Genomic DNA, 25,605 nt, shown 5'->3' with positions numbered 1-25,605 from the left:
GGCATTTGTTACAATTGGAAGTACTGGCCGATATCCCTACTCACGGGATATCGGCCATGCGTAATTATTCGGTAAAGCTCTGGAAGAAACGCTCCACCAGAGACTTGGCGTTCTTTAAATCGGAATAGCCGCTCACTGCCGCCAAGGTGCTGCCGTTTTGGGCACAAAAGATTGTTCCGAGAGTCGGGTGGAGGCCAACCAAAGATTGGTACTGCCCCTCCATGAGCCATTGATCAACACGTCCCTCTTTGCCCAAGAGAGTCTCGGTAGCAGTCGAGATTCCAACGCGAGAGTTCAGCATAAAGTAGAGCGTAACGGTGTCCGCATTTTCGATGTATTGACAGCCGTAAAACTCCGGAACTTCCTCTGCCCGATCCTGGGTTCGCGCCAACATAAATACAGAATGAGGGACTCGGCCATCGGTCGGAAACACATCAAGCTGTTTCGGGAAAGCCGATACCGAGTCGATGATTTTATCGGTGATCATTCTGGCAGCTTTTTCAAGTTCAGTGTCCGGAACACTTCCGCTGCGCAGGATTCTGCCGTAATACTTCCCTTTCAGGAACCCGAGTGTGTCTCCAAGAATGTAGGCTTCTTCAAGGATGTCGAGGAATCTTGCTTCCGGATTGCGCTGAAGAGCAAACATCGTGAAAGCATTTACATGTTCCTGATAGAGGATTAGGTCAATGGTCATTGAACTTGAGTTGTCGGATGACGCGTAGGTGGCAGTCGACATCTTGTCGAGACCATTATTCAAGTTCATCTCTGCCCTCTGTCCCAAGTGGTCCCAGACGGTGTTTCGCTCAAATACAATCGCTGTGTCTTTCAGAGTGAGTCCGCTTAAAGCTGTCCGTCCCGGGAGCAAGGCACGCATGGCATCCATTGGATCCTTGGGTAATGATGAGGAAGAGCAAGCAACAAAGGCGAACGAGAGTAAAAGAAATGCGGAAATCGGCAAGAAGATCTTAATGCGGTTCATATTAGATAACCCTCACAAACAAAGCCAAACAGCTGATTATTGTCTTCCCCCAGTCACCCAGAATATCGCCATCACCGAGAGAAACCACAAGACAATATTGATTAGTATTGGCATGTCGGTCAGCAGCAGCCGTGTTGGAGAGCCGCCTCGTTCTTCCTGGTGAATCAGGTATAGGTACCGAAAAATACCGTAGAGAACGAAGGGTATTGTTAACTCGAGGTGTTGAACACCAAGCTTTTCTTGAATTTCGGGCGAGAGTGTATAAAAGGTGTACGCAACAACCGTCGAAGCAGTGACGACACCGATGAGTTGATCGAGAAAGTAGGGCGAGTATTTTTTCAATGAAACGCGGTGCCCGACGGCCTGGTCTTTGAGAATTAGCAGCTCGTGACGGCGCTTACCGAATCCGAGAAATAGTGCAAGAAGAAAAGTACAGGCGATTAACCACGGCGACGTTTCCACCGAAATTGCGTACGATCCGGCAGCGGCGCGCAGTACAAATGAAACAGCAATCGACATGACATCAATGATAACAATGGTCTTTAGGAGCGCTGTGTAGAGGATATTGAAAGCGACGAAAATCATGACGATGTAGAGAAACTCGCGCGGCAACAAGAACGATGCTCCCATACCTGCGAGTATGAGAGTCACAGCAAGCAAACGGGCTATTATTGGTGAAAGCGCCCCGGAAGCCAACGGCCGCGATTTCTTGGTCGGGTGCAGGCTGTCTTGTTCGCGGTCGTGCAGGTCATTGACAATATAAATGGCGGATGAGAGAAAGCAGAGGATTCCAAACGCCAGCAATGAATGGAGTACATCCTGCGTATCGGTAAACCGGCGGGCGAAGATCAATGCTGCGAAAACAATGAGGTTCTTGACCCATTGCTCCGGGCGCATGATGCTGATAACGGCGCGCATTAACATGAATTTGTCTGGACTCTCACCGAGATAGCGGTGTCTATATTGTGTCGAAAGGCAACGCTTTGCGAACTTCAGGCAGAATGGTCTGCATAAAGCGTTCCGCCAGCCGCTGGCATTCATCCTGACTTCTGTCGCCTTGTCCAACGGTCAGGCGAATAATAGCCGCATCGGTCGGAGATAACAAGAGGGAATTGCGGACGAGGTCGAACTTAAGGGAGTACTCGGAAGCGAGATCACCTGAGCGCGTATGGAACCAATAGAACATCTGGTCGACGCGACTGCGTTTGGCGATCGTCATGCGATTCACATCGATACTTCGATCTCCAAGGCTGAAGGGGACGTGCTCGAGTCCGGTCAGTACCCATCCTCCGCCGGGAAGACAATGTCGCGGCGAGTGGATTTGTGATCCGTATTTCTGGTCCTGGAAATAGGCGATGTAAAGCCCCACGTAGTTGCCGCTGGTATCAGTGTAACCGCGCAGAAGTATCTCGGTCGCCTGCAATACCGACGCGGTCGCCTCGCCAACCGGAAAGACTACGCCTTTCCAGCCGTCGATTTCAAGCGGCATCTGCGTCAATTGCGACGGCTGTTCGGGCTCAACGGCAATATAACGAAGGACTGTCGCCATCGCGCCAAACGGCACGAGAATCAGGAGAATAATCAAGAACTTCTTCAAAGTTTCGTTCCCTCAGTTTCGTCCCGCTTCTCGCCGAGCCTCAGAACATTGCTGAGAATCAAAAGGCAAATCAAACTGAACATGAAGACAATTGTGCCGGACAATTCGTGAATGAAGTCCTCGGCAAGTGCTCGCGATACCCCGTAAGCGCCGATGGCAGTAACACAAATTCGGAAGATATTGGCGGCGATTGCAATTGGAACTGTGGCAGCAAAAAGAGTCACGGCTTTCCATTTGGAATTTTGAGTCAAATAGGCAAGTAAGGCACCAAGAGCAAGCAGTGTTACCAATGATCGAAGTCCTGAACAAGCCTCGGCAACTTCAAGCGAGTAGTTGTCGGGCAAGTGAATGACATTTCCCTGCCTCAGGTGCGGAATTCCAACAATGGTTAGTAATACTGCGGCGATCTTTGAACCGAGCATTTGCAAAGGGAAGGTTGCGCTATAATAAATGATGTAAGGCGCTGGAATCATGAACAGTAGAAAGAAGAATGAAAACCAGATTTCTCGAGCGAAGCGATATCCGGCGAGATAGAGAGTAACGCCAAACATCAGGCTCACCATCGAAACCCGCGCTGTGAAGTACTCCATTCCCGCGGTTCCTAATATGAAAACCACGAGTGATCCTAAAATGACGGGAATACCCCACTTGCTTGACTCCAGCGGGATGGTGCGAAGAATATCACGCTTGCGCCAAACTAACCAGAGACTGATGGGGATAATCAGGAATCCATGTGAATAATTATCATCATTGTACCAGTCACCGGCGAGGCCGATGAGAATCGGCAGGTACATCATCAAAATGACGGCGCCGATGATGGCAAGTTGCCACCAGGGAAGCGCCAATGAAGTGCCGGAGCCTGGCGTGTTAGGGATCGTGTGATTAGACACGGCTCGTCAGCATTGCCTCACGTTTATAGAATGCGATGGTCTTCTCCAATCCTTCACGAAAATCGATAGTCGGCTTGATGCCCAGTACACGTTCGACCTTGGAAACATCAGCGAATGAATGTTTGATATCGCCGGGACGGGCATCCTCGAAACGAGCCTTAATGTTCTTCCCGATCAATTCGTTCAGATCCTTCAGCAATTCATTGAGCGTATACTGTCCGCCACAGGCAAGGTTGTAAACGCCGGGCACGACCGTTTTCATTTCGCAGGCATGGATGATGCCATTGACGACGTTGTCAATGTAAGTGAAGTCGCGCGATTGCAGTCCGTCACCGAAAATCGTGGGTTGTTCGTCGGCAAGAAGCGCGTTGATGAACTTGGGAATAACCGCCGCGTAGTGGCTGTTAGGATCCTGATTGGGTCCGAAAACATTAAAATAGCGAAACGCCACGCAGGGCATTTTGTAAAGATCGGAATAGACACCAAGGTAGTACTCCCCGGTGATCTTGTTAACCGCATATGGCGACATCGGGGCGGGGAGCATATCCTCTCTCTTGGGCAATGTCGGGGTGTCTCCGTAGACTGATGAAGAAGATGCAAAGAGGAAACGCTTGACACCGTTACGGCGCGCACATTCAAGCATGGTGAGCGTGCCATTGATATTGACATGGTTAGCAGTAAGAGGATTCTCGACCGAGCGATTTACCGATGGAAGCGCTGCTTGATGAAGAACGAAGTCGATATCGCGGCAGGCATCAAGGGCAACCCAGAAGTCGCAAATATCGCCGTCGATAACTTCGACATCGTTTTCGACTTCTTTTAGGTTCTGACGACGGCCGGTTGAGAAATTGTCGAGTATGCGAACCTTGTCGCCTCTGCTGACTAAAGCCTTGACGATGTTCGAACCTATGAACCCGGCGCCTCCGGTAACCAAATATCTCATAAGAATTTATCCTCTCGCAATGAGTTCATTTTTCATATCGACATTCAGAGCCTTGGCCTTGACTCGAGATAGGTCCAATATGCTGAAGTCGTTTGAACTACGCCAAAGTTCATACACTTGGATCAGCGGAAATACTCGTCAATTCTGCTTGATGACGGATTTTCGCTGAACCAGGCAATGGTTCGTTTGATTCCTTCATCGAGCCCCACTTCAGGCTTCCACTTTAATACACTTTGAGCCAGTCCGTTGTTGGAAAGCAATCGTTCCACTTCGGAATCCCCGGGACGTATTCGGTTTGGGTCGCGTTGGAATTCCAGTTCAATGTTCATCTGTTTGGCGATCAGTATTGCCAAGTCGCCTATCGAGATTTCACTTCCCGTCCCGAGATTGATTGTCTTGCCGACGGCTTCGTCGGCTTCAGCCCCACGAATCATGCCAGAGGCAGTGTCGGTTACGAATGTAAAATCCCGCGTAGGTGTCGTTGCCCCGAGCTTAAGTTCACGCCGACTGAGAAGTTGGGAGATGATCGTCGGAATCACGGCTCGCAATGATTGGCGCGGTCCATAGGTATTAAATGGACGAATTGTAACGACCGGTAAACCAAAGCTCCGATGGAACGAATCCGCCAGAAGGTCGGCAGACAATTTTGATGCCGAATATGGTGACTGGCCAACCTTGGGATGGTTCTCATCAATCGGAACGTATTGAGCAGTGCCATAAACTTCAGAAGTTGAGATATGCACGACTCGTTTAACGCCATGATCTAACGAAGCAGTTAAAACATTGGTTGTTCCGATCACATTCGTGTCGACATAGTTGCGCGGATGGATATACGAATATGGAATCCCGATTAGTGCCGCCAGATGAAATACTACTTCGCAGCCCTTGGCGGCATTGCGGACGGCATCAGAGTCTTTAATATCGCCCGCGATAATCTCAACATTCTCCAAAGTCGTTTTCGGTAGAGTCTCGAGCCAGCCTCGGTCAGAGCGTGAGTTATAGCGAATAAATGCACGGACGTGTGCGCCTTTGACGAGCAATGCTTCGACAAGGTGACTGCCTATGAATCCGGCGCCACCGGTAACGAGGACGGAGCAGTTCTTCAGTTCCATGTCTGTATAATTGCGATGTTGGCGATATTAACGCAAGAAGAGAATCTTACGGCGGTACGGTTGCCTACGGACTGTACAAGACTTGCATTTTTCCGTCGGGGATCTCGGTGAAGTAATCATAGACGTTAAGCAAAATCGGACCGGGAGTCCCATAGGTTACTTGGTGGTGCGACCTTAACGGCGTTAGATCGAAGCGCAAAGTCGTGTTGACCCAACAGCGCTCATCCTGACAACCTTCGCGGCAATCATCATCGTTATTGTCGTGACGCAGGTAAAGACTGGCCTGAACGGGATTGGACTCGGCGAATTCACCAGGGGACATGTACATGAAAAAGTAATGGTTCTTGCAGCCGCCGCCGTGAGCGATGTGGACAAACAAAGTGTCTGCCACAATCGATACGCTGTCAAGATCAAACGGGTCGAGAGTGATTTGCGTCGGCGTGTACGAGACCGGCGTCACCGGCTCGACAAGAGCAGATTTCGGTGACTCTTCGACGACGCGCAGTGTGATTCGCCACGGCGGTAGAGGTGATGTCGATGATTTGGCGATGACGAGTTCGTAAGGGTCGGGTCGCACAGCGTGAAGCTCGAAGTTGTATCCGTTTCCAGGTTTTCGACAATGCGCGCGCTTCATCGGTCCAGGAAAGGCCGTACTTGCCTAAGATCAATTCCGTCGAGCCCACGGTCGTGGATTGCACCTTGATTGCGGCCTCGACGAAGCCCGGATCAATGCAATTTGGCTGTCCATAGCAGCGGTTTTCGGAAAACATGCCGCGAAAAGTGATTTTGAGATTTTGATTGATGACCACCGCAGACTGCTCGTAATCAAGGTCGAATGTATTTCCGAGATTGACATAAAGAGTATCCGGCTTGTAGGGCGGATCGGAGCATTGGAGAGAGAGCAAGCCAAGAAGCGCAACTGCCGCCACCCTGAAGACGACTTGATACATGTTAGACTCCTCCCGAAGATTAGACGCAAAGAGGACCGATTTGTTTACAGATATGTCTCTCTACAAAGTGATTGTAGGGATTTCGCAAAAGGCGAGCACGTGACCATCGGGGTCGAGGCTGTAAGCAACGTGATGTCCCCAGGAACGGAGTTCCATTGCGCTTAACTCGACCGCGCCGGCAGCAAGTGCGCGTTGATGAAACGAGTCAGCATCTGGCACTGAGAGATACAATTCTGCCCTTGGGATTCCGTTGGCGTCCGCTGGATTGGGAAGCCGGTCACCAAGAAGCCGCTTGATTCCAGACTCCGGCATCAAGCCGAGAATACTGCCGTCATTCAGTTTGAATTCGGTCATTCCGAGGACGTTGAGATCGGGGGCGCGACCAAGAACGCGAGAATAGAATCGGGTGCTCTTCTCCTGATCGGCAACATATAGGATGAAGAGCGCGTCGATCACGGATTTGCCCAGTCGGGCATCGGGTTGTCGGGGCGCTCGTCGTCCCAGACCATCGAGACGATCCACCAGCGTTCGCTTTCCCACAGCAGTTGGATACTATTGATACCGCGACCGATGACCATGTCGTCGATGTCGGTCAAGACTGCTTCGTAGGCGCTGAAGATGTGCCGGATGAAGCCGAATGCCTCCTCGCGGCGGGCGATTTCGGTTTCGCGGAATCCTTTGCCGGCGAAGGTCTCATTGGCGAAGACGATTTTGCCGCGCTCGACGAATTGCTCGGTCGTGAGCGAAATCGAGTCGGTGGTGGCGCGTTTGGGAATCAGCAAACGACCGTCTGGAATGAACAGCGAGCGCATCTTCTTCCAGTCGGCGGCGTCGCCCTGCTTGAACGAGATCGAGTCATAAAGTGATTTGATAATGGCGCTGACCGAGGCGACATGCACCGGGTCGGCTTCGATGAGTGGTGTCGGTTTCATGGGGGGAATTTAATGTGTTTTTGGACGAGGTGTCAAGGGGGAGAAATCAAGCTACGCCCTCACCCCCGACCCCTCTCCCAAAGGGCGAGGGGAGAAGTCCAGTCCAGGCCTATGTAAATGTTATGTCTTAAAGATGTCGTTCAGATCCTTGAATGGGGCGGAATCGGCGAGTGAGTCGAATGTGCCGGACTTCAGGATGTCGGTTGCTGCGCGGATGAAGGCTCCCAATGCGACACGCGACAGTGCCGAACCGACCGAGATGCGGCGGACACCGAGATCGGCAAGGCGCGCGAATGTCAGGCCGGGCACGGGTGATACCATCAGCACATTGACCGGTTTGGGCGCGACGGCTTTGACGATGCGGCTGATCGTTTCAGCGCTGGTGACTCTGGGCGCATATAGGCAGTCGGCGCCGGCTTCGGCGAAGGCGACCAGACGGTCGAGAGCGATACGTTCGGCATCGGGATCGCCGACGAGGAAAGCCTCGCAGCGGGCAGTCAACAGGACGCCGGTGCCGGTGGCATCGATGGCTTTGCGGGCGGTGCGGATGCGTTCGATGGCGATGGCGCGGTCGTAGAGCGGCGAAGTGTCGTCGCCGGTGGCATCTTCGATGGAGAGTCCGGCGACGCCGGTTTGGACGCAGAGTGTGACATTGCGGGCGAGTGTTTCCAGATCATCCGCATAGCCGGATTGAAAGTCGGCATTGACGGGAAGCGGTGTGGCCTCGACGATTTCTTTGATGTGGGCGAGAACGTCGTTCAGCGACAGCGCCGTTGCTTCATCGGGCAGGCCGCGGGAGAAGGCGAATCCGGCCGAGGTTGTTGCCAGCGCTTTGAAGCCGATATGTTGGAGAATTTTCGCCGAGCCGATATCCCACGGATTGGGGATGATGAAACAGCCGGAGGCGTGGAGGGTGGATAGGGTAGAGACTAACGTCGCGTGTCTGCTTTCAGCCATGATTACTTCGTCGCTTCAATTGCACGTTTTCAGTTCAGGATTTGGAATCCGTTGGTCTTATGGACATGTTGAACCCGGCTCTGGTCCTCCGGCAAAGACATAATTAATCGTAAACACAATATCAGTCAAATTGATTCTACCGTCGCAATTGCAGTCTCCTGCCTCTATTGGGTCGGGTACTGCTCCACCCGCATACAAATAGCTGATAAGCCCAACGACGTCAGAAATGTCCAACTGATAATCCCCGTTGATGTCTCCCTTCACGTACGGGAAGTTCATCCATCCTCCATACTTCACTATTCCGCTGTAACTATTGTCGAATTCATCATAGATCTTTGTAATGTTCTTTGGATTAGAGCCATTGCGCATTTCGATTGTCGTTGCTTCGCCCCACCAATTGTATTTCGCATCGATGTCGAGATTGGAACCATTGTAGAAGTCCCATAGCGTGTTATCGTAAAGGTGACAATGGTGGAAGGTCGGAAGATCGGCGTCATTGTAAGAGTACGAGAATCTTACTCCGTCCTGTAGATTCTTGATGGCACTGACGCGCTCAAAAGCAATCTTGCTGTCTTGAATTTGAATACCTGCGTTCGAGTTGAAACTCATCTCACAATCTTTCACTGTCCCCGAAGCCCCGGACACAACTAGTCCGTCCCCGAGATTGTTTGTGAGAATGCAATCGCTGATTTCAAGGGGTGAGTTAGCATAGACGCCCTGCTCTCCCCCATAGTAGTAGTTACTGCCGCAGTTTGCTACTCGCGAATGCTGGAGTTTGAAAGTACCTCCTCCGCCTGTGGCTCTGATGCCGCTTCTGGCATACGTGACGACCGCATGAGAGATTTCCATCTTGCTCGGTCGATAGCTCGAGCCAGTCGTTTGGATTCCACCCCAGATTTGCGAGTCAGCGGGAGAAGAGTAGTATGCTGCGAATACAACACTGTCAGTTTGGTTGCCCAACACTCGCAAGGTTGCGGACTCAGAAACCAACAGCGAAGCAAAGGGCATGAACTTGATTACTGCCCCTGCTTCAATAGTAAGGCTGTATCCCGGTCCGATCCTTATGTCTCCGACAACTACGTATGGATTGTTGCTCTTAGGCCAGACGCCGCTTACATAGCCTGCCCAACCGCCATAGAGCACCACGTCTTGGATAGCCTCAGGTGAACCCCATTCATTCAATGCGTCGACATACTCGACAATGATTTTCTCGCCGGGAGATATTTGAAGCGCACCGTCATTATCCGCGCGCATAGAGTTAGTTGATTCGTTTTGAAGCGTCAATTGCTCGTCCACCGCCCTTTGGAACTCTGAATCTGAACTCGGTCCTTCAGTATAGTTCTCGTGAATTCCTTTGACCAACTTCGTGACCAGCAAGTCAAAGGCAATGCTGCCGCGAAATTCGGAGTTGTTGCTGTCTCTCTCGTATAGCACTAGGAACTCGTCATCACCGGAGTCTGTGGTGATGCTGACTGTGACGCTCTCAGAAACAGCAGGATTTACATTCAGGTCATCATCGTTAAGTTTAACAAAAGCAGAATCAGTCAGTGGCGCGTAACTGCTGGAAAGATCGTTACCAAAGGAGTCAGCAAAGGACAATATGCCGGACGAGCCAGCCGGAGGACAAGATACGCAGCCGCCATACTTGATTTTGCCCCGATAAGAGTAGTCAAAATAGTCGCTTATCCTTGAGAGATTTTTCGGATTGGGTCCGGTATTTATTTCAGCGGTTGTGGCATCTCCCCACCAATTGAATCTGGCATCGACATCATTGCTCGCATTTGTCATAACGTCAAATTCAGAATTATCGAACAGCTCGCATTGGTGAATAGTGGGCTGATTCGTCGGGCCATAGGTTTGAATCAGGATGCCATTGCCTCCGTTTTTCAAGACGCTCACTCCAGTTATAACTGCGGGGCCTCCATTCACCACAATGCCATTTCCATAATTATTACGAATCGCTCCTCCTATAATGCTGCCCTGATCTGATCCGATTAACAGCCCATCTCCGTAATTATTCTCGATCACGCAGTCGCTAATCTGATAAGGTCCGTTCACAAAAACTGCCCGATTGCTGTAATAACTGTCATTATCGCCGCAATAGGAGACTCGGCTGTCGGAGATGGTGGGGGATCCACCAGACAGATCTAGACCGAGCCGAGCATGTTCGACTACGGCATATGAGATATCAACATTCAGAGGTGACGAAGCGTAGAAGCCAAGAATAACTCCCCCCCAAAACTCTGAGTCGGCAGGATTGTCGACCTTTGATACGAGGTAGACGCTATCGTCAAGCGCCCCGGAGATCTGCAACGTTGCGCCCTGGTCAATTCTCAAAGACGCGTCTTGCATAAACTCGACCCTTGTACTCGGAGCAAGTGTCAGACTATACCCATAGCCAACGATAACATCCCCTACGACAACATAGGGGCTGTTCTCTGCGTTCCAGGTTCCACTGACGTATCCCTCCCAGCCGCCATAAATCACTTGCACTGAGATATCTTCTTCAACTCCCCAATCGTTGAGAGCATCATGGTATGTGGCAATCACGCTGCTACCTGCCGACACCTGGAGCGCGCCGTCTCCAATTGCCAGATTCTTTACGCGGGTCATTCCTTCGTACTCTGACAGTTCTTCAGCGATAAGCGTTCCGTCACTGTCCTCTCGAGGAAAGCCCTCGGGATACTTGTGCTTCAGGTGACTTAGAAATTTCGAGGTCTCTAAAACTAGTGGGAGAGCGCCCCTGAAAATTCCACTGTTGATAGAAGTTTCGGACAGGAAAATGCTCTCCATGTCCCCAGTTTCGCATTCGATCATAATTATCACGCTGTCCGAAGCGGTTGAATAGTCGTTCGCGTCAGGGTCATTCAACTGAAGAAAAACAAAATCGGTTCCAGGCGGGTAGCTGCCGCCGATACTGTCCCAATAGGCATCTTTGAATTTCAATTCGCCTGTTTCCTGAACCGCAGGTGCTGCGATCAGAATTGACTGCCATATGACCGCGAGAAGTGACATCACAGTCAACCAATAGCGATTCTGCATGGTACCCTCCCATTCCTCTGAATCGATTCTGATTAAATTCAAGTTAGCTCCGGCACGGGAGAAGCAAGTCAATATTGAGCAATTCGATACTCTGAGTCGCGCCAGTACTCAAGAGTAGATTCAAAAGGCGGTGATGTCAAGGAGAATTACTATTGGAAACTCTCACGCCCAAACCGCATGGTCGCTACTTTCGCAAGAGAGGCATAGATTGCCGAATCTTCGCCGAGCCGATGTCCCAGGGATTGAGGATGATGAAACAGCCGGAGGCGTGGAGGGAAGAGAAGGTGGGGTTAGACGACTTCATCAGCAGTTGTCCACAAACCGAAATTCGCCCAATCGAGAACACCGGAACTTAAATGGGCATTTTTCAATTAGATTCTCTTCTGCGTTCCTTCTGACAGCAAACAAAGAGGATACAAACTTCAGCGTGTCTGCAAAGAGGTGTCCATTTTAAGCCTTGACGAATATCATTTGTCGTCCTCATCCATTCAAGCTCACCAAATCTGCTATGAAATTGACTGACGAAAGTGTAATACTTCCAATCTTCAAATCAGCTCTTGCTTCTTTGATGATCTGTCCCCATTAAACACGAGCCTGCGAATCCCTCCTGAGATTCGGATCATATTGTTCATTGTTCGCAATCAATGACAACTGTAGAAGCAACGTCTGAATTTCAAGGAGTTCCCAGAACTGTGAGTATGCGAGCATCTGCAATCCCTTAAGAAATTACGCTCTGAATCTGTCTCTGTTTCTGACAAGTCTGTAGCTGCCAAAGCAGAAATGAATTCGCAAAACTGCTCATTCCCAACCAGGAACCGGTCAGAGGTCACGCTTTGGCCGTCCGTCAGGCCACTTTTTCGACCGTCTGGAACGAATGCGAGAAGTTGAAGAATAGTTAGAAAGAATCGGTGTTCAGACACCGATCTTGCCGTTCGAACAACTCGGAGACGGCAGACTCGATATCTGGTGCTCGGTTACTCGAAACCTCATGTCCATCCTCAACCGGGCTCACTTAGTTGCCCATCCATTTAACACTCCTCATTCAGCATTTGCGTCGATTGGTGCCGTACTGCAAGCCTGACTACAGTCCTAAGCTGCGGAAATTTTCTGAGAAACGCCTCATTTTTCGCGAATTCGCAACCTTTGATTCAAGCTGTTGAGCACCTTTTAACCACGCTTCATGTTCATCCGAAAGTGCGTGAACTTGGTCGACAAACTGATTGTAGCCAAGGAGATTAGCTTCCGTGTCAAAGACAAGCTGGCCATTCTCGAGACGATACGTACCTTGTCGGTTCAATAGGAATTGCATCCTCCCATCCAGGCGCGAATTCTGTCTCGGTTCGAAAACAACTCGTCGATTTTGATTTTGGTTCTGCTTGGCTCTCATCAAATCCACCAACGAAATTTACACGGAAGTTATCGTCAATCTCAAAGAGCCCTTCCAGTATCGATTCGGTCGACAAGTCTCTTTTCATGTGATGGTTTATGCTGTCGGCCTTAGCAATTTGTATTCTTGATCGTTTGTAGCTCAATCTGACGGCGGTCTAGAAGGGGTCAAAATATCGCCGTAGCAGCCATTCAGTTCCGTGAACATTTCCTGCGATAGCATTTGAATATCGTGGTTGTAGGATAGAGTAAAATCGATGACAGGACGTAACTCTCCTAGTTCCTTGTTGTTAATTGCTGACGTATCGATCGGTCGGCCCTCAATTGTAGCTTTAAGAATTTGGGCTAACGCTAGTAGTGCTCGACCTGCTCCTTCAATTGTGCCAGCCTTAGCGATGCCAAAAGGTCAGTATCCAACTGAAAGCAGCCTTATCGCCTCTTGAATAAATCTGATTGACTACCTAAGAACAAGTCAGCCATGTGAAATCGATAAGAATCCCAAAGGGAAGATAGCCTATAAAGAGGAGCACCAAGATTGTGCCCCGCATTTTGTAATCCCGCCATTCTTTGGCGTATTGGTGTTCAATGATTGGTTGTAAGAAATCAAGTGCGTCAGACATTTCTTGTTACCCCAATTCGGGCGCGGATACCGCGCCCCTACAAACCTGGACGCCTTCGGCAGCCGCTTTCGTCCCAAAGGGACCCTTGGCGGGAATTACAGGGCGTAGAATCTACACTATGAATCAAAACGGGCGCCCGGTGAAGAGCGCCCGTGTAAGAACTAACTACACTTCCAGTTCGGCTTGGTCGCCATTGTCGCCGGGTTCGTCGTCTTCGGCGATGATGCGGGCGACATCAGTGACACGGTCGCCGGATTCGAGATTGATCAGCTTGACGCCTTGGGTGGCGCGGCCAATCACGCGAATCGACTTGATGTCCTGACGAATGACAATGCCCTTCTCGGTGATGATCATCAAACCGTCCTGATCGACAACTTCCTTGACGGCGATTACGTTGCCGGTCTTGTCGGTCGTCTTCATGTTGATGATGCCCTTGCCGCCACGGTTGGTGACGCGGTATTCCGAGATTTCGGAGCGCTTGCCGAAGCCGAGTTCGGAGACGGTCAGAATCGACGTGTCGCGTTTGACCACGATCATGCCGACGACGTAGTCCTTCTTCTCGAGCTCAATGCCCTTGACACCGTAAGCCGTGCGGCCCATGGCGCGGACCTTGTTTTCCTCGAAGCGAATCGCCTGGCCCTCGTGGGTGGCGAGAATGATGTCGTGGTTGCCGTCGGAGATGTCGACCTCGATGAGAATGTCGTCATCCGGGATGTCGATGGCTTTGATGCCGTCGCGGCGCGGATTCGAGAATGCCGACAGGTCGGTCTTCTTGATGACGCCGTTGCGGGTCGCCATGACGACGAATTTGCCTTCTTCAAAACTGCGCACCGGCTGGAAGGCGCAGATCTTTTCGCCTTCGGAAAGATCAACCATGTTGACGACCGGTTTGCCTTTGGCGAGTTTGCCGCCGGTGGGGACCTCGTGGACTTTGATCCAATAGGCTTTGCCCTTGGTCGAGAAGAAGAGAATGTAGTCGTGCGTCGAGGCGATGAACAGATGCTCGACGAAATCTTCTTCCTTGACATCAATTCCCTTCACGCCGCGGCCGCCGCGATTTTGTTTGCGGTAGGCAGAGGTTGAGAGGCGCTTGATGTAGCCCTGATGGCTGATGGTGATGACCATGTCCTCTTCGGCGATGAGATCTTCGATGGAGATTTCTTCCTCGGCGTCGACGATCTCGGTGCGGCGCTCGTCGCCGTACTTGTCCTTCATCTCAATCAGTTCAGTCTTGATGATCTGCATGCGCATATCCTGACTGGCGAGGACGGATTTGAGATATTCGATCTGCTGGATGAGGTCGCGGTACTCGTCTTCGATCTTCTGGCGTTCGAGTCCGGTGAGGCGCTGGAGGCGCATTTCCAGAATTGCCTGCGCCTGAATTTCGGAAAGCCTGAAGCGCGACATCAAATTATCTTTGGCTTCCGGAACAGTCTTGGAAGAGCGAATCGTCGCGATGACAGCGTCGATATGATCGAGCGCGATGCGCAGTCCTTCGAGGATATGGGCGCGGTCTTCGGCTTTCTTGAGATCGAACTTGGCGCGTCTGATGACGACTTCGTGGCGGTGCTTGATGAACTCTTCGAGCATCGAGCGAAGCGGCAATACTTTTGGTGCGCCGTCGACGAGCGAGATCATGATCACGCCGAATGTCGATTGCATCTGCGTGTGCTTGAAGAGCTGGTTGAGCACGATCTGCGGTTGGACATCGCGTTTAAGTTCGATGACGATGCGCATGCCGTCGCGATCGGATTCGTCGCGCAGGTCGGAGATGTCTTCGACGATCTTGTTGCGGACGAGGTCGGCGATCTTTTCGATCAGGTTGGATTTGTTGACCTGATAGGGAATTTCGGAAACGACGATTTGTTCTTTACCGTTCTTGAGTTTCTCGACATTGGCTTTGGCGCGGACATTGATGCGTCCACGGCCGGTGCGATAGGCATCGCGGATGCCGTCGCGGCCGTAGATGATGCCGCCGGTCGGGAAATCGGGACCGGAGACGTATTTGAGAAGAACTTCAGTGTCGATTGCCGGATTGTCGATCACCGCCACCAGTGCGTCGACGATTTCGCGCAAGTTGTGCGGCGGGATGTTGGTCGCCATACCGACAGCGATACCCGATGAACCATTGCAGAGCAGGTTCGGGAACTTCGCGGGAAGCACTCTCGGCTCGCGCAAAGTCTCGTCATAGTTGGGCATGAAATCGACAGTGTCTTTTTCGAGATCGGCGAGCATCTCCATCGCAATCGGCGTGAGGCGCGCTTCGGTGTATCGCATGGCGGCGGCGTCGTCGCCGTCGACCGAGCCGAAGTTGCCCTGGCCGTCGACGAGCGGGTAGCGCATGTTGAAATCCTGCGCCATACGCACCAGCGTGGGATAAACGACCTGTTCGCCGTGCGGGTGGTAGTTACCCGAGGTGTCGCCGCAGATCTTGGCGCATTTACGATGCGGGCGATCGGGGGCGAGGTTGAGGTCGTTCATCGCAATCAGGATGCGGCGATTGGATGGTTTGAGGCCGTCGCGGACATCGGGCAGTGCGCGCGATGTGATGACGGACATGGAATAGTCGAGGTAGGAGGATTTCATCTCCTCTTCGAGATAGACCGAAATTAGATTTTCGCGGTTAAGTACCATGGTTATTTATATCTCCAATGAAAGACAAATTCCTATTCACTGATTTTCAGCGGTATTAAGTAGCTCATATTCGTATATGCTTCGTTGATAACATTCTTGAATACTGCGCTCTTTTCGACAAGTCCAAACATCGCTTCTCGCACCTGGAGAACGGCAGTAGTAGAATCGTCACTCGTGGCGACCAGATTTACCGACTTTGCAAAACTCAGAAATTCAGGGTAGATTTGTGAGTCCTCGCTAAACAGATCATTCATGATTGCCTCAAAGACCATCGCCTCGACCCAGACGTTTTTGCGCTCGCTATATGCGACTACGCCGTTTTCACCTGTGCAGACATGTGTCTGCAATTGTCGTGCACTATCCCGCCCATCGATGTACACAAATCGCGATGCCAAGGGCATAACCTCCGCCCATGTCCAAGCCGAAGTGTCTAGAGTTGTTGCGGCAACATCTCTAACGGTGATACCTTGCTTCTTTAGGTAACCTGTCAGCACCGGCAGCAGGCACGCGTTGAACTCAGAATGGCCTTGAAGACGTTCACGAAATGCGCGATTGAGTTCGATACTATCCTCCGTATTGGGGAGTGTAGAGATATCGAATCCGCAATGATCCACTAGATAATCTAGAAACAACTCGTGTTTCTGGGCAAGGGAATATAAGAGGTTGCCCTCCTCAGGCATCGAAACAAGCGTGTTGAAGCCACCGCGCTCCGTCCTTTCGACAGCGAACAGATTGCTGCAAACAATTCTCAAAGTGTCGGCTGACCAAGCAGTCGATGTTGGGACTTCAGAAGCGCTCAGCATCGAAGTCATGAAGGCCATAAGGAAGAGACTTCTTAAAAATGTTGCGAACATGTTTGCGCTTTTCATCTGTAGACATCCATTTCGAAACTACACACCCCGTCTCCGAGCCTCATTCTTCGGCTCGGAGCCACCCCTCTCAAGAGGGGAATAAACCCGGGCGCGCAAACCACGCCCCTACGAAAACTCGTCCCGCTTGTGGCAGGATGTTCGACTGAAGTCGAACCCACATTGAAACTTTCTATATATCCAGATTCTTCACGTACTTGGCGTTGTCCTCGATGAATTTGCGGCGGGATTCGACTTCCTCGCCCATCAGCATCGAGAAAATATGATCTGCGCTGGCGGCATCTTCAAGTGTCACCAAAAGCAGCGTACGCGTTTCGATATTCATCGTCGTGTTCCACAACTGGTCCGGATTCATTTCGCCAAGACCTTTGTAGCGCTGGATCGACACGCCCTTGCGGCCGCTTTGATCAAGCAAACGGTCGCGCTCTTCGTCAGAGTAGGCGTAGACCTCTTTCTTGGCGGTCTTAAGACGATACAGCGGCGGCTGGGCGATGTAGATATATCCGCGTTCGACCAAGTTCTTCATGTGACGGAAGAAGAAGGTCAAAAGCAAGGTCTTGATATGCGAGCCGTCGATGTCCGCGTCGGTCATGATGATGACTTTGTGATAGCGCAATTTGGCGATGTCAAATTCTTCGTCGCCGAAACCGACGCCGAGCGCGGTGATGATCGAACGAATTTCGTCGTTGGACAGAATCTTATCGAGGCGCGCTTTTTCGACGTTGAGAATCTTACCCTTGATCGGGAGAATCGCCTGCGTACGGCGGTCGCGGCCTTGTTTGGCGGAGCCACCTGCCGAGTCGCCCTCGACGATGTAGATCTCGCACTGCTCGGGATCGCGCGATGAACAGTCTGCCAATTTGCCGGGCAAGCGTCCCGAATCGAGAGCGGTCTTGCGACGGGCAAGGTCCTTGGCTTTGCGTGAAGCCTCTCTGGTGTAAGCTGCGCCGAGACCTTTGTCGGCGATCTTTTTGCCGTCGGTCGGGTTCTCTTCGAGCCATTCGGAAAGCGTTTCACCAACGACCGATTCGACTATGCCTTTAACTTCGGAGTTACCGAGCTTTGTCTTGGTCTGACCTTCGAACTGCGGATCAGGAACTTTGACGGAAACAACTGCCGTCAAACCTTCACGGACGTCGTCGCCGGTAAGCGAGTCGATATTATCCTTGCCCGACTTGAACAGGTTGTTCTTGGTCATGTAGTTGTTGATGGTACGGGTCAACGCGGTCTTGAAACCGACCATGTGCGTGCCGCCCTCGACGGTGTTGATATTGTTGACGAAGGAGAACACGTTGTCGACATAGGAGTCATTGTACTGCAGAGCAACCTCGACAGTGACGCCGTCGCGCTCTTTCTCGCAGTAGTAGCGCTTATTGTGGACTGTGACCTTATTCTCGTTGAGATATTGCACGAACGCGACGATACCGCCCTTGTAGTGGAAGACTTCAGTCTTGTCGGTGCGTTCGTCGGTGATCTCGATGCGCAGTCCCTTATTTAGAAACGCCAATTCGCGCATGCGTCCGGCGAGGACGTCATAGGAGAATTCAACCTTCTTGAAGATTTCTTTGTCTGGTTTGAAATGCGTCTTGGTGCCGTTCTTCTTGGACTTGCCGATGATTGACATGTCGCCGGCCGGAACACCGATATGATATTCCTGGAAATAGATATTGTTATCGCGGCTGACTTCGACCTTGCACCACTCTGAAAGTGCGTTCACCACGCTGACGCCGACGCCGTGAAGACCGCCGGAAACTTTGTATGAATCGTGCGAGAACTTGCCGCCGGCGTGAAGAATCGTCATGACTACTTCGAGCGCGGGGCGCTTCTGCGTCGGATGCATATCAACCGGAATGCCGCGGCCATTGTCTTCGACGATGATGGTGTTTTCTTTGGTGATGGCGACTTTGATCAGGTCGCAATAGCCAGCGAGTGCTTCGTCAACTGAGTTATCTACAACTTCGTAGACGAGGTGATGCAGTCCACGCGCTCCGGTATCGCCGATGTACATCGCCGGGCGTTTGCGAACAGCCTCGAGACCTTTGAGCACCTGAATAGTCTTGGCATCATAGTTAGAGCCGTCTTTGGCTTTGGGATCAAGTTCGTCGATTTCGGCCATTGCTTCCTCTTATCTTAAGTAAAATAGATATCAGTAACGATATTGTCGCCTAATGCGGCGTTGATTTTGTCGATCATTTCAGCTTTGGTGTAGTTGAGTTCCTGTCGCCACGCCGACGATGCCACACGCACCGTGAGCGTGCCGCGATCAATCTTCACTGCCTGTGCCTTTTGCGCGATCTTCTCTCCAACAACTTCCGCGAACAAGCGAACGGCGTCGAACTCGCGGATTTTGCGGTCCAAACCGAGATTTGTGATTGTCCGTTTCAGGACTTTGTTGATAGATTCTGCGCGCCGTAACATCAATTCCCACCGCTAAATAAGCTATTAATATACGATTTTGTAACCTCAACAAGCAAGATAAAACTCCCGCCGGAAGCGCTTTTTTGTCTTTGTAACGCGTTGTCGTTCAATGAATTGCAAAAGCGTTCCACGAAGTCCATGTTTGATGTTTGCAACTGTCGGCTTATTGTAACTTACCTGCAACAACAGCGATTTCAGCCTGTATTGATGCGGTCTCCCGCAGTTCGGCCGGTTTGGCGGTAGTGAGAAAAACTTGCCCAAGTTTCGGCAAGGTGCTCATCAATGAAGCAAGCCGGTTTGGGTCGAGATCGCTGGAGATTTCGTCGAGAAGCAGTATCGGCGCTCCGTGCAATCGTTTGGTTAAGAATCCATAAATGGCGAATTTAATCGCCAGAGCCGCCGATTTGGCTTCTCCCTGCGAGGCATAACCGCGCATCGGCTCAGAATTGAGATTGATGCTGACATCGTCGCGGTGTGGCCCTGCCGACGTCGAACCCATATAGAGGTCGCGGCGGCGCGATGAGACAAGCTTCTGTTGAAACGCAGTCGCCGACGATGGGTCGTCATTGATGGAAGATTCATACTTCCAGGAGAGGATGCTATCGCCGGCTTCAATCGTGCGGTAATATAGCGCCAATTGCTCGGCTGAGTCGGCAATCATGCCAATGCGCTTGGCGTTTATTCGAGCACCCACACCGGCGAGTTGGCCGTCCCAGACATCCAGCATCTCATAGTCGGTGGGAGAATCCTCGCCGATCTCGAACTCCTTTAACAACGAGTTGCGTTGGGCGAGGATGCGATTGTATTCGAACAAGTCATTGAGATATGATCTGTCTGCTTGGGAAAGATACAGATCCAGCAAATGGCGACGTACCGAGGGAGCTCCGTAGACCAATTCCGTGTCTTCGGGGATGTAGGAAACGGCGTGGAAATAGTCGAACAAGTCGGCGACGCGCGTCAACTTGATGCCGTCGACCTTGATCTGGCGTTTGTGGGCGCGTCCCCAGGCGATTTCGACAGTCGTTTCGCGTTCGTTGACCACACCATCAATCTCGATGCGGCAAACGTCTGCCCCTTTACGCAGTAGAACCTCGTCGCTTGCCGAGCGAAATGACCGGGCAGTGCAGCCGAAGAATATGGCTTCGATTATGGAGGTCTTCCCGGCGCCATTGGGTCCGCCGATGAGATTGACCGAAGGCTCCGGTGAGAATTCTAAGTCAGCGATATTGCGGAAATTGACCAATTTGACGCGGGTGATGTGCATATTTTCAAAATGTAGAATACTAAGGAAATTGCAATCATATTCGCAAAGTCCAAGACGGTGTTACAGAATCTGCCACCCAATTTCGATTTTTCAATCTCAATTGGTGTTTAATTAGAGTGATTGCTATCACGCCAACATGGAGGAACTATGCGTCCACGGATGATCGGGAGATACTTCGCAGTTTTCACTTTTGTCTTCACCACGGCAATGAGCACCGCCTATGCGACGAAAGTGTATGTCTCGCCGGGAGGAAACGACACCAGTGGTAACGGGACAATTGCGTCGCCATACCGGACGATTCCCAAAGGAATTGCCGAAGCTTCAACCGGCGATACCGTGTTTGCGCTGCCTGGTACTTATACCGGCAGCATCGTGATGGAAGACCAAATCGCGATCGTCGGTTCAGGATTCGAAACTACCGTCATCGACGGTAACGGTGCAACGGCAATTGTAACGGCAGCGACGGCCCTAATTGAAGGGTTTACGATTCGTGACGGAGAAACAGCGATATTGTACGACGGAAATTCCTCGGTCTCAGTGAAATCAAATTACATAACGGAATGCTACTACGGAATCGATGGATACATCCCGTTTGAAGAGGGTCCCATCACTCCGGACATCCGCAACAACATATTCGAGACTATACTGTGGGGAATCAACCTCGACGAACAGGCTTTTGCCAATGGCGGGGTCAATGGCACTATCGAGAACAACACATTTATCAGCGCTGTTGGGGCGCAATTCAACACCGGTATACGCTATCGAATGCACAAATCAATACCGATCATCCGCGCGAACTCCATTTCAGGCTGCAAAACTGGAATTGAGTTCACTTATCTAACGATATTCGATCAAAGAAAACTGCTGGTGTCGTGCAACAACGTCTGGGACAACGGAAGCAACTACTGGACGGAGGACTCGACGGATCTAACTGGATTTCAAAATAATATCTCCGAAGACCCGCAATATTGCGACGTCGCATCAGGTAATTGGGGAGTTTACAGCACTTCGCCAAACGCTCCTGAAAACAACGCGTGCGGGATTCTATTAGGTGCGAAGGGAGTTGGCTGCACCGCGGTTTGCGGCGATGCCAACGGTTCCGGTGGCATCTCAATCTCTGATGCCGTCTTCGTGATCAGTTACATCTTCGGAGGAGGACCGGCACCACATCCGCTGTCAGCCGGCGATGCCAATTGCAGCGGCGGTATCAGCATCTCCGATGCCGTTTACGTGATAAATCACATCTTCGGCGGCGGTCCAGCGCCATGCAGTAGCTGTTAGGTTATTGTACCAACGACTCGGTGAGAAGCGCCAATAAGTGAAGCGCAAAAATGTGCTCTTCCTGAATGCGCATCGTGGTTGTCGCTGGCACGTTAAGAGGCAAGTCGCATAGTTCCGGTTCTGCCAATCCCGCTTGGCCAAAGAGTCCAAATGTGGTTAGCCCGCGTGATTTGGCGACACGAAATGCCTCAAGGATATTCTTCGATTTGCCGGATGTCGACAGCCCGATAAACACGTCTCCGCTTACTCCAAGCGCTTCGACCTGGCGACTGAAGATATAATCGAAACCGTAATCATTCGATGCTGCTGTCAGTATCGAAGTATCAGTCGTCAGCGCGATAGCTGGCAAGGCACGGCGATTGTTGTCTGATGTCAATCGCACCACGAATTCGGCGGCAAAGTGCTGGCAGTCGGCGGCTGATCCGCCATTACCGGCAATCAGAACTTTCTTGCCTTGATTGAGAGCCTCGGCAAGTTTTTCCGAAGCCGCGAGCAGCCACTTGGAGCGTTCTTCACTCGCTACATAACGAAGTGCCAACGAATCGCTGACTGCATCGGCAATAATCTGATTACGTCTTGTCATGTGACCTGTCTACAAATGCGGTTGATTTCTGATGAATTGCCTCCGCGAATTCCACGAAAAGCGATAGCGGATTGCTTTCCTCGAAACGATTTCCAATGACGACAAAACTGGCGCCGGCAGCGACTTTGCGTCCAGCGTCCTCAGGGTGCTTGATTCCGCCGCCGCAGATTATCGGCAGCGAGGCGTAGTCGCGAGTAGCAGTGATCATATCCTCCGGCACAGAGTGAATGGCGCCAGAGCCCGCCTCGAGATAAACCAATTTCATACCCATATACTTTGCCGCGAGCGCATGGACTTTGGCGATGTCGGGTTTATTGCGCGGAATTGGATGTGTGTGAGAAAGATATTCGACCGATGTGCGCGTGCCAGATTCGATCAGCAGATAAGCCGCTGGAATCGCCTCCAGACCAAATTCCTTGACTAAGGGCGCGCCCTTGACTTGCTCGCCGACAAGAAACTCAGGATTGCGTCCCGATAGCAATGACGTAAACAAGATGGCGTCAGCATAGCGACAAACCTGGCTGGCTCCGCCGGGAAAAATGATCAACGGAATCGTGACGCGCTGTTTGATCTCGCGGAGGACCTCTTCCATGCGCGAAGTCAACACCAACGACCCGCCAATCAGAAGTGCATCAGCGCCGCCGGCCTCGGCATGCTGGGCGTTGTCGATCAGCCGCGATTTCGGATGCTCATTCGGATCGATGAGGGTCAAAAATCCGGCGCCTCTGGTATGGGCGACGTTGAGTAGATGGTCGAGAATTTTGGTCAAATGGTCCTCATTTAAGGCCCTCACCCCTTCCCCTCTCCCGGAGGGAGAGGGGAAAGTTGAGGACCTGATCCTTGGTTCTCTAGCGCGCCACTTAATCCGCGTCTACTTAATTGACTTTTCGATCAAAGGCAAGATTGTTGCCTTGATTTTGGCTTCGTCTATGGTCTGTGTAGTTGCGCCCTGGACGAAGTATTCGCGTCCGCCCCCGCGTCCGCCAAGACTCGTGTTGACGTCCTTGATGATCTCGCGCGGCTGCAATCCCAATTTGATTGCTGCATCTGACGCCGTTATCGCATATTGCCCGGCCGGATTGTAGAAGACTCCTGACGCTGGATAATTCAGCGATTTTGTGTAGTCAGCAAACGTATTGAGCTGGTCCTTGGTGTCGAACGTGTGCATGAGCACTTTCACGCCTTTGATATCGACGGCCTTCGATTTGAACAGACCTTCAATTTCACCGGAAGCCGATTCTGCCTGAGTCTTTTCGAGTTCCTTCTTGAGGCGTTTCGACTCTTCGAGCAGTTCCTCTACACGGGTGACGATCTTGTCCTCAGGCTGTTTGAGAATTTGTGCCGTCGCATCGAGACGTTCTTTCACGCCGCGAAGATATTTGAAAGCGCCGTCGCCGGTGAAGGCTTCGATACGGCGAATTCCTGCAGCGATCGCTGTTTCAGCGGTGATGATGAACAATCCAATCTCGCCGGTGGCTTGCACATGGGTGCCGCCGCAGAGTTCGCGGGAGTAGCCGTCGACTTCGACCATGCGCACGATATCGCCGTACTTCTCGCCGAAGAGTGCCATTGCGCCGAGTTTCTTGGCTTCTTCGATTGGATAATTTTTCCAAGTGACTTTGCGATTAAGCAGAATTTGCTCATTGACGAGGCGTTCGATTTCTTTGATCTCATCCTCGCTCAAAGCTTTGAAATGCGAGAAATCGAAACGCAGTTTGTGCGGGTCGACGAGTGAGCCCTTCTGTTGGACGTGGTCGCCAAGTACAGTGCGCAGTGCTTTGTGAAGCAAGTGCGTAGCTGTATGATTGCGCTGGGTGTGTTTTTGACGGACGCCGTCGACGCGGGCGGTGACTTCGACCAATTGGAAGAGGATCAGAAGATGAAATCAGGTGAATGATTGTATCTCCAAAATACTTCGTCGCCGGGAATGGTGTTCTTATTCTGCTTCTTGAGGCGCTCGACGATCTTGTCAAAAATCTCAATACCACGATCGAGGGTTTCACCAAAGCTCTCTTCTTCGGACTTGATCACCAGCGCAACGTGCTCGGCCTGTGACTTGATCTCCGGGAACTGATGGCCCATCGAATCGACAAGGACCGACGTGAGCTTGTAAATAAACGGATCGTGTTTGCCGAGCAGTCTGCCGTGTCGAGCGGCACGACGAAGAATTCTGCGCAATACATACCCGCGACCGTCGTTGGATGGAATTCCGCCGTCAGCGATGGCGAAAGTCAATGCGCGGATATGGTCAGCGACTACGCGGTGCGAGAGACCGCGCTTGTCTTGATGATACTCTTTGCCGGTAAGGTCAACGATGGCACTCAACATTGGTGTGAACAGGTCGGTGTCGTAGTTCGAATTGACCTTCTGCATCACCATCGCGATGCGCTCCAACCCGGCGCCGGTATCGACCGATGGTTTTGGCAGTGGCGTCATTTTGCCGGTGGCGTCACGGTCGTATTGCATGAAGACGAGATTCCAGATTTCCATAAAGCGGTCGCCGTCATCGTTGACGGTTGCGTCTTTGCCATACTGCTCGCCGCGATCATAATGAATCTCCGAACACGGCCCACACGGACCGGTTTCGCCCATCGACCAGAAATTGTCCTTCTCACCGAAGCGCAAAATATGGCCGTTCTTAAGTTCCGGCGCGATCTTCTCCCAGAAAGCGAAGGCTTCATCATCGTCGTTGTACACCGACGCATAAAGACGGTCCGCCGCAAGTCCAAGGTCTTTGCGGACAAACTCCCACGCGAACTTGATAGCGTCTTCCTTGAAGTAATCACCGAAGGAGAAATTGCCGAGCATTTCGAAAAACGTATGATGCCGCGCAGTTTCGCCGACATTCTCGAGGTCGTTGTGCTTGCCGCCGGCGCGAATGCACTTTTGCGACGTCGTGGCGCGTTTGTAGTCGACCTTGCGCTGGCCGAGGAAGACATCCTTGAACTGATTCATCCCCGCATTGGTAAACAGCAAGGTCGGGTCATCCTGAGGAATCAGCGACGAGCTGGGCAGGCGTTTGTGGTCCTTGGATTCGAAGTATGCTAAGAATGCTTCTCGTATTTCGGATGCTTTCAAGTTGTCTCCTGTGTTGCTCTCTGCTATTTCTCTGCGAGAGTTCTATTCAATAGGCGTCCAGATTTGCGCC

At 51.5% G+C, this 25,605-nt stretch carries 24 protein-coding genes; 2 read left to right on the top strand and 22 right to left on the bottom strand.

What is annotated here, in order from left to right; translation table 11 throughout:
• Nucleotides 1-64: 64 nt before the first annotated feature.
• The 12 genes from IPH59_05805 to IPH59_05750 form a co-directional block, all read right to left on the bottom strand.
• A complete protein-coding gene (locus IPH59_05805; GenBank protein ID MBK7091222.1) occupies nt 65-979 on the bottom strand; it encodes a hypothetical protein in 915 nt (304 codons plus the stop codon).
• A gap of 36 nt (nt 980-1,015) precedes the next feature.
• Nucleotides 1,016-1,903, bottom strand: coding sequence for a decaprenyl-phosphate phosphoribosyltransferase (locus IPH59_05800; GenBank protein MBK7091221.1), 888 nt, complete (start codon nt 1,901-1,903; stop codon nt 1,016-1,018).
• A gap of 34 nt (nt 1,904-1,937) precedes the next feature.
• Entirely contained in the window at nt 1,938-2,576 is a 639-nt protein-coding gene (gene epsI, locus IPH59_05795; protein ID MBK7091220.1) for an EpsI family protein, read from the bottom strand.
• The gene (locus IPH59_05790) at nt 2,573-3,466 is read right to left on the bottom strand and encodes an exosortase/archaeosortase family protein (GenBank protein ID MBK7091219.1); all 894 of its coding nucleotides are present in this window, start codon (nt 3,464-3,466) and stop codon (nt 2,573-2,575) included. Before IPH59_05790 ends, epsI begins: the two co-directional genes overlap by 4 nt.
• On the bottom strand, nt 3,459-4,409 hold the full coding sequence (locus IPH59_05785) for an SDR family oxidoreductase (protein MBK7091218.1): 951 nt from the start codon (nt 4,407-4,409) through the stop codon (nt 3,459-3,461). Before IPH59_05785 ends, IPH59_05790 begins: the two co-directional genes overlap by 8 nt.
• Before the next feature lie 122 nt (nt 4,410-4,531).
• Nucleotides 4,532-5,521, bottom strand: a complete 990-nt coding sequence (locus IPH59_05780; GenBank protein MBK7091217.1) for a GDP-mannose 4,6-dehydratase — start codon at nt 5,519-5,521, stop codon at nt 4,532-4,534.
• Nucleotides 5,522-5,585: 64 nt separating this feature from the next.
• Complete coding sequence (locus IPH59_05775; GenBank protein MBK7091216.1) at nt 5,586-5,912, bottom strand: hypothetical protein; 327 nt, start codon at nt 5,910-5,912, stop codon at nt 5,586-5,588.
• A 19-nt stretch (nt 5,913-5,931) separates the two neighbouring features.
• Nucleotides 5,932-6,471: a hypothetical protein gene (locus tag IPH59_05770; protein MBK7091215.1), complete on the bottom strand. Its 540-nt coding sequence runs from the start codon at nt 6,469-6,471 to the stop codon at nt 5,932-5,934.
• A 60-nt stretch (nt 6,472-6,531) separates the two neighbouring features.
• Nucleotides 6,532-6,924, bottom strand: coding sequence for a glyoxalase (locus IPH59_05765; protein ID MBK7091214.1), 393 nt, complete (start codon nt 6,922-6,924; stop codon nt 6,532-6,534).
• Nucleotides 6,924-7,403 (bottom strand): hypothetical protein, encoded by a 480-nt coding sequence (locus IPH59_05760; GenBank protein ID MBK7091213.1) that lies wholly within the window; start codon nt 7,401-7,403, stop codon nt 6,924-6,926. The genes IPH59_05765 and IPH59_05760 overlap by 1 nt, the downstream gene beginning before the upstream one ends.
• Before the next feature lie 120 nt (nt 7,404-7,523).
• On the bottom strand, nt 7,524-8,360 hold the full coding sequence (locus IPH59_05755) for an isocitrate lyase/phosphoenolpyruvate mutase family protein (protein MBK7091212.1): 837 nt from the start codon (nt 8,358-8,360) through the stop codon (nt 7,524-7,526).
• Nucleotides 8,361-8,417: 57 nt separating this feature from the next.
• Nucleotides 8,418-11,402 (bottom strand): hypothetical protein, encoded by a 2,985-nt coding sequence (locus tag IPH59_05750; GenBank protein ID MBK7091211.1) that lies wholly within the window; start codon nt 11,400-11,402, stop codon nt 8,418-8,420.
• A 152-nt stretch (nt 11,403-11,554) separates the two neighbouring features.
• Between IPH59_05750 and IPH59_05745 the strand changes: the two genes are divergently transcribed.
• A complete protein-coding gene (locus IPH59_05745) occupies nt 11,555-11,758 on the top strand; it encodes a hypothetical protein (protein MBK7091210.1) in 204 nt (67 codons plus the stop codon).
• Nucleotides 11,759-12,483: 725 nt separating this feature from the next.
• Here IPH59_05745 and IPH59_05740 read toward each other — a convergent pair.
• From IPH59_05740 to IPH59_05715, 6 genes are all read right to left on the bottom strand, one after another.
• The gene (locus IPH59_05740) at nt 12,484-12,699 is read right to left on the bottom strand and encodes a hypothetical protein (protein MBK7091209.1); all 216 of its coding nucleotides are present in this window, start codon (nt 12,697-12,699) and stop codon (nt 12,484-12,486) included.
• Between the two features lie 874 nt (nt 12,700-13,573).
• The gene (gene gyrA, locus IPH59_05735; GenBank protein MBK7091208.1) at nt 13,574-16,042 is read right to left on the bottom strand and encodes a DNA gyrase subunit A; all 2,469 of its coding nucleotides are present in this window, start codon (nt 16,040-16,042) and stop codon (nt 13,574-13,576) included.
• A gap of 32 nt (nt 16,043-16,074) precedes the next feature.
• Nucleotides 16,075-16,911 (bottom strand): hypothetical protein, encoded by an 837-nt coding sequence (locus IPH59_05730; protein ID MBK7091207.1) that lies wholly within the window; start codon nt 16,909-16,911, stop codon nt 16,075-16,077.
• Nucleotides 16,912-17,083: 172 nt separating this feature from the next.
• The gene (gene gyrB / locus IPH59_05725; GenBank protein ID MBK7091206.1) at nt 17,084-19,027 is read right to left on the bottom strand and encodes a DNA topoisomerase (ATP-hydrolyzing) subunit B; all 1,944 of its coding nucleotides are present in this window, start codon (nt 19,025-19,027) and stop codon (nt 17,084-17,086) included.
• A 14-nt stretch (nt 19,028-19,041) separates the two neighbouring features.
• Nucleotides 19,042-19,329 (bottom strand): DUF721 domain-containing protein, encoded by a 288-nt coding sequence (locus tag IPH59_05720; protein ID MBK7091205.1) that lies wholly within the window; start codon nt 19,327-19,329, stop codon nt 19,042-19,044.
• Nucleotides 19,330-19,492: 163 nt separating this feature from the next.
• Complete coding sequence (locus tag IPH59_05715) at nt 19,493-20,593, bottom strand: DNA replication/repair protein RecF (GenBank protein ID MBK7091204.1); 1,101 nt, start codon at nt 20,591-20,593, stop codon at nt 19,493-19,495.
• Nucleotides 20,594-20,740: 147 nt separating this feature from the next.
• Here IPH59_05715 and IPH59_05710 point away from each other — a divergent pair, with 147 nt between their 5' ends.
• Complete coding sequence (locus IPH59_05710) at nt 20,741-21,874, top strand: hypothetical protein (protein MBK7091203.1); 1,134 nt, start codon at nt 20,741-20,743, stop codon at nt 21,872-21,874.
• 1 nt (nt 21,875) lies between these two features.
• Here the strand turns inward: IPH59_05710 and IPH59_05705 are convergent, their stop codons facing one another.
• From IPH59_05705 to alaS, 4 genes are all read right to left on the bottom strand, one after another.
• Nucleotides 21,876-22,457 (bottom strand): SIS domain-containing protein, encoded by a 582-nt coding sequence (locus IPH59_05705; protein MBK7091202.1) that lies wholly within the window; start codon nt 22,455-22,457, stop codon nt 21,876-21,878.
• Nucleotides 22,444-23,217 (bottom strand): geranylgeranylglyceryl/heptaprenylglyceryl phosphate synthase, encoded by a 774-nt coding sequence (locus tag IPH59_05700; protein ID MBK7091201.1) that lies wholly within the window; start codon nt 23,215-23,217, stop codon nt 22,444-22,446. Before IPH59_05700 ends, IPH59_05705 begins: the two co-directional genes overlap by 14 nt.
• Before the next feature lie 111 nt (nt 23,218-23,328).
• The gene (locus IPH59_05695; GenBank protein MBK7091200.1) at nt 23,329-24,318 is read right to left on the bottom strand and encodes a hypothetical protein; all 990 of its coding nucleotides are present in this window, start codon (nt 24,316-24,318) and stop codon (nt 23,329-23,331) included.
• Between the two features lie 11 nt (nt 24,319-24,329).
• Nucleotides 24,330-25,535, bottom strand: a complete 1,206-nt coding sequence (gene alaS / locus IPH59_05690; GenBank protein MBK7091199.1) for an alanine--tRNA ligase — start codon at nt 25,533-25,535, stop codon at nt 24,330-24,332.
• Nucleotides 25,536-25,605 lie beyond the last annotated feature (70 nt).

The organism is bacterium (assembly GCA_016708315.1).
GTDB lineage: Bacteria > Zixibacteria > MSB-5A5 > CAIYYT01 > CAIYYT01 > JADJGC01.
The sequence above is the reverse complement of the archived record's forward strand: the minus strand, read 5'-3'. Positions and strand labels throughout refer to the sequence as shown.

Bases quoted from the DNA above. Each gene is read 5' to 3' on its own strand.
- IPH59_05705 (MBK7091202.1), bottom strand. From the start codon at position 22,457: ATGACAAGACGTAATCAGATTATTGCCGATGCAGTCAGCGATTCGTTG.
- IPH59_05730 (MBK7091207.1), bottom strand. From the start codon at position 16,911: ATGAAAAGCGCAAACATGTTCGCAACATTTTTAAGAAGTCTCTTCCTT.
- IPH59_05785 (MBK7091218.1), bottom strand. From the start codon at position 4,409: ATGAGATATTTGGTTACCGGAGGCGCCGGGTTCATAGGTTCGAACATC.
- IPH59_05720 (MBK7091205.1), bottom strand. From the start codon at position 19,329: ATGTTACGGCGCGCAGAATCTATCAACAAAGTCCTGAAACGGACAATC.
- IPH59_05755 (MBK7091212.1), bottom strand. From the start codon at position 8,360: ATGGCTGAAAGCAGACACGCGACGTTAGTCTCTACCCTATCCACCCTC.
- gyrB (MBK7091206.1), bottom strand. From the start codon at position 19,027: ATGGCCGAAATCGACGAACTTGATCCCAAAGCCAAAGACGGCTCTAAC.
- IPH59_05715 (MBK7091204.1), bottom strand. From the start codon at position 20,593: ATGCACATCACCCGCGTCAAATTGGTCAATTTCCGCAATATCGCTGAC.
- IPH59_05770 (MBK7091215.1), bottom strand. From the start codon at position 6,471: ATGTATCAAGTCGTCTTCAGGGTGGCGGCAGTTGCGCTTCTTGGCTTG.
- IPH59_05780 (MBK7091217.1), bottom strand. From the start codon at position 5,521: ATGGAACTGAAGAACTGCTCCGTCCTCGTTACCGGTGGCGCCGGATTC.
- IPH59_05805 (MBK7091222.1), bottom strand. From the start codon at position 979: ATGAACCGCATTAAGATCTTCTTGCCGATTTCCGCATTTCTTTTACTC.
- IPH59_05710 (MBK7091203.1), top strand. From the start codon at position 20,741: ATGCGTCCACGGATGATCGGGAGATACTTCGCAGTTTTCACTTTTGTC.
- IPH59_05750 (MBK7091211.1), bottom strand. From the start codon at position 11,402: ATGCAGAATCGCTATTGGTTGACTGTGATGTCACTTCTCGCGGTCATA.
- gyrA (MBK7091208.1), bottom strand. From the start codon at position 16,042: ATGGTACTTAACCGCGAAAATCTAATTTCGGTCTATCTCGAAGAGGAG.
- IPH59_05800 (MBK7091221.1), bottom strand. From the start codon at position 1,903: ATGTTAATGCGCGCCGTTATCAGCATCATGCGCCCGGAGCAATGGGTC.
- IPH59_05760 (MBK7091213.1), bottom strand. From the start codon at position 7,403: ATGAAACCGACACCACTCATCGAAGCCGACCCGGTGCATGTCGCCTCG.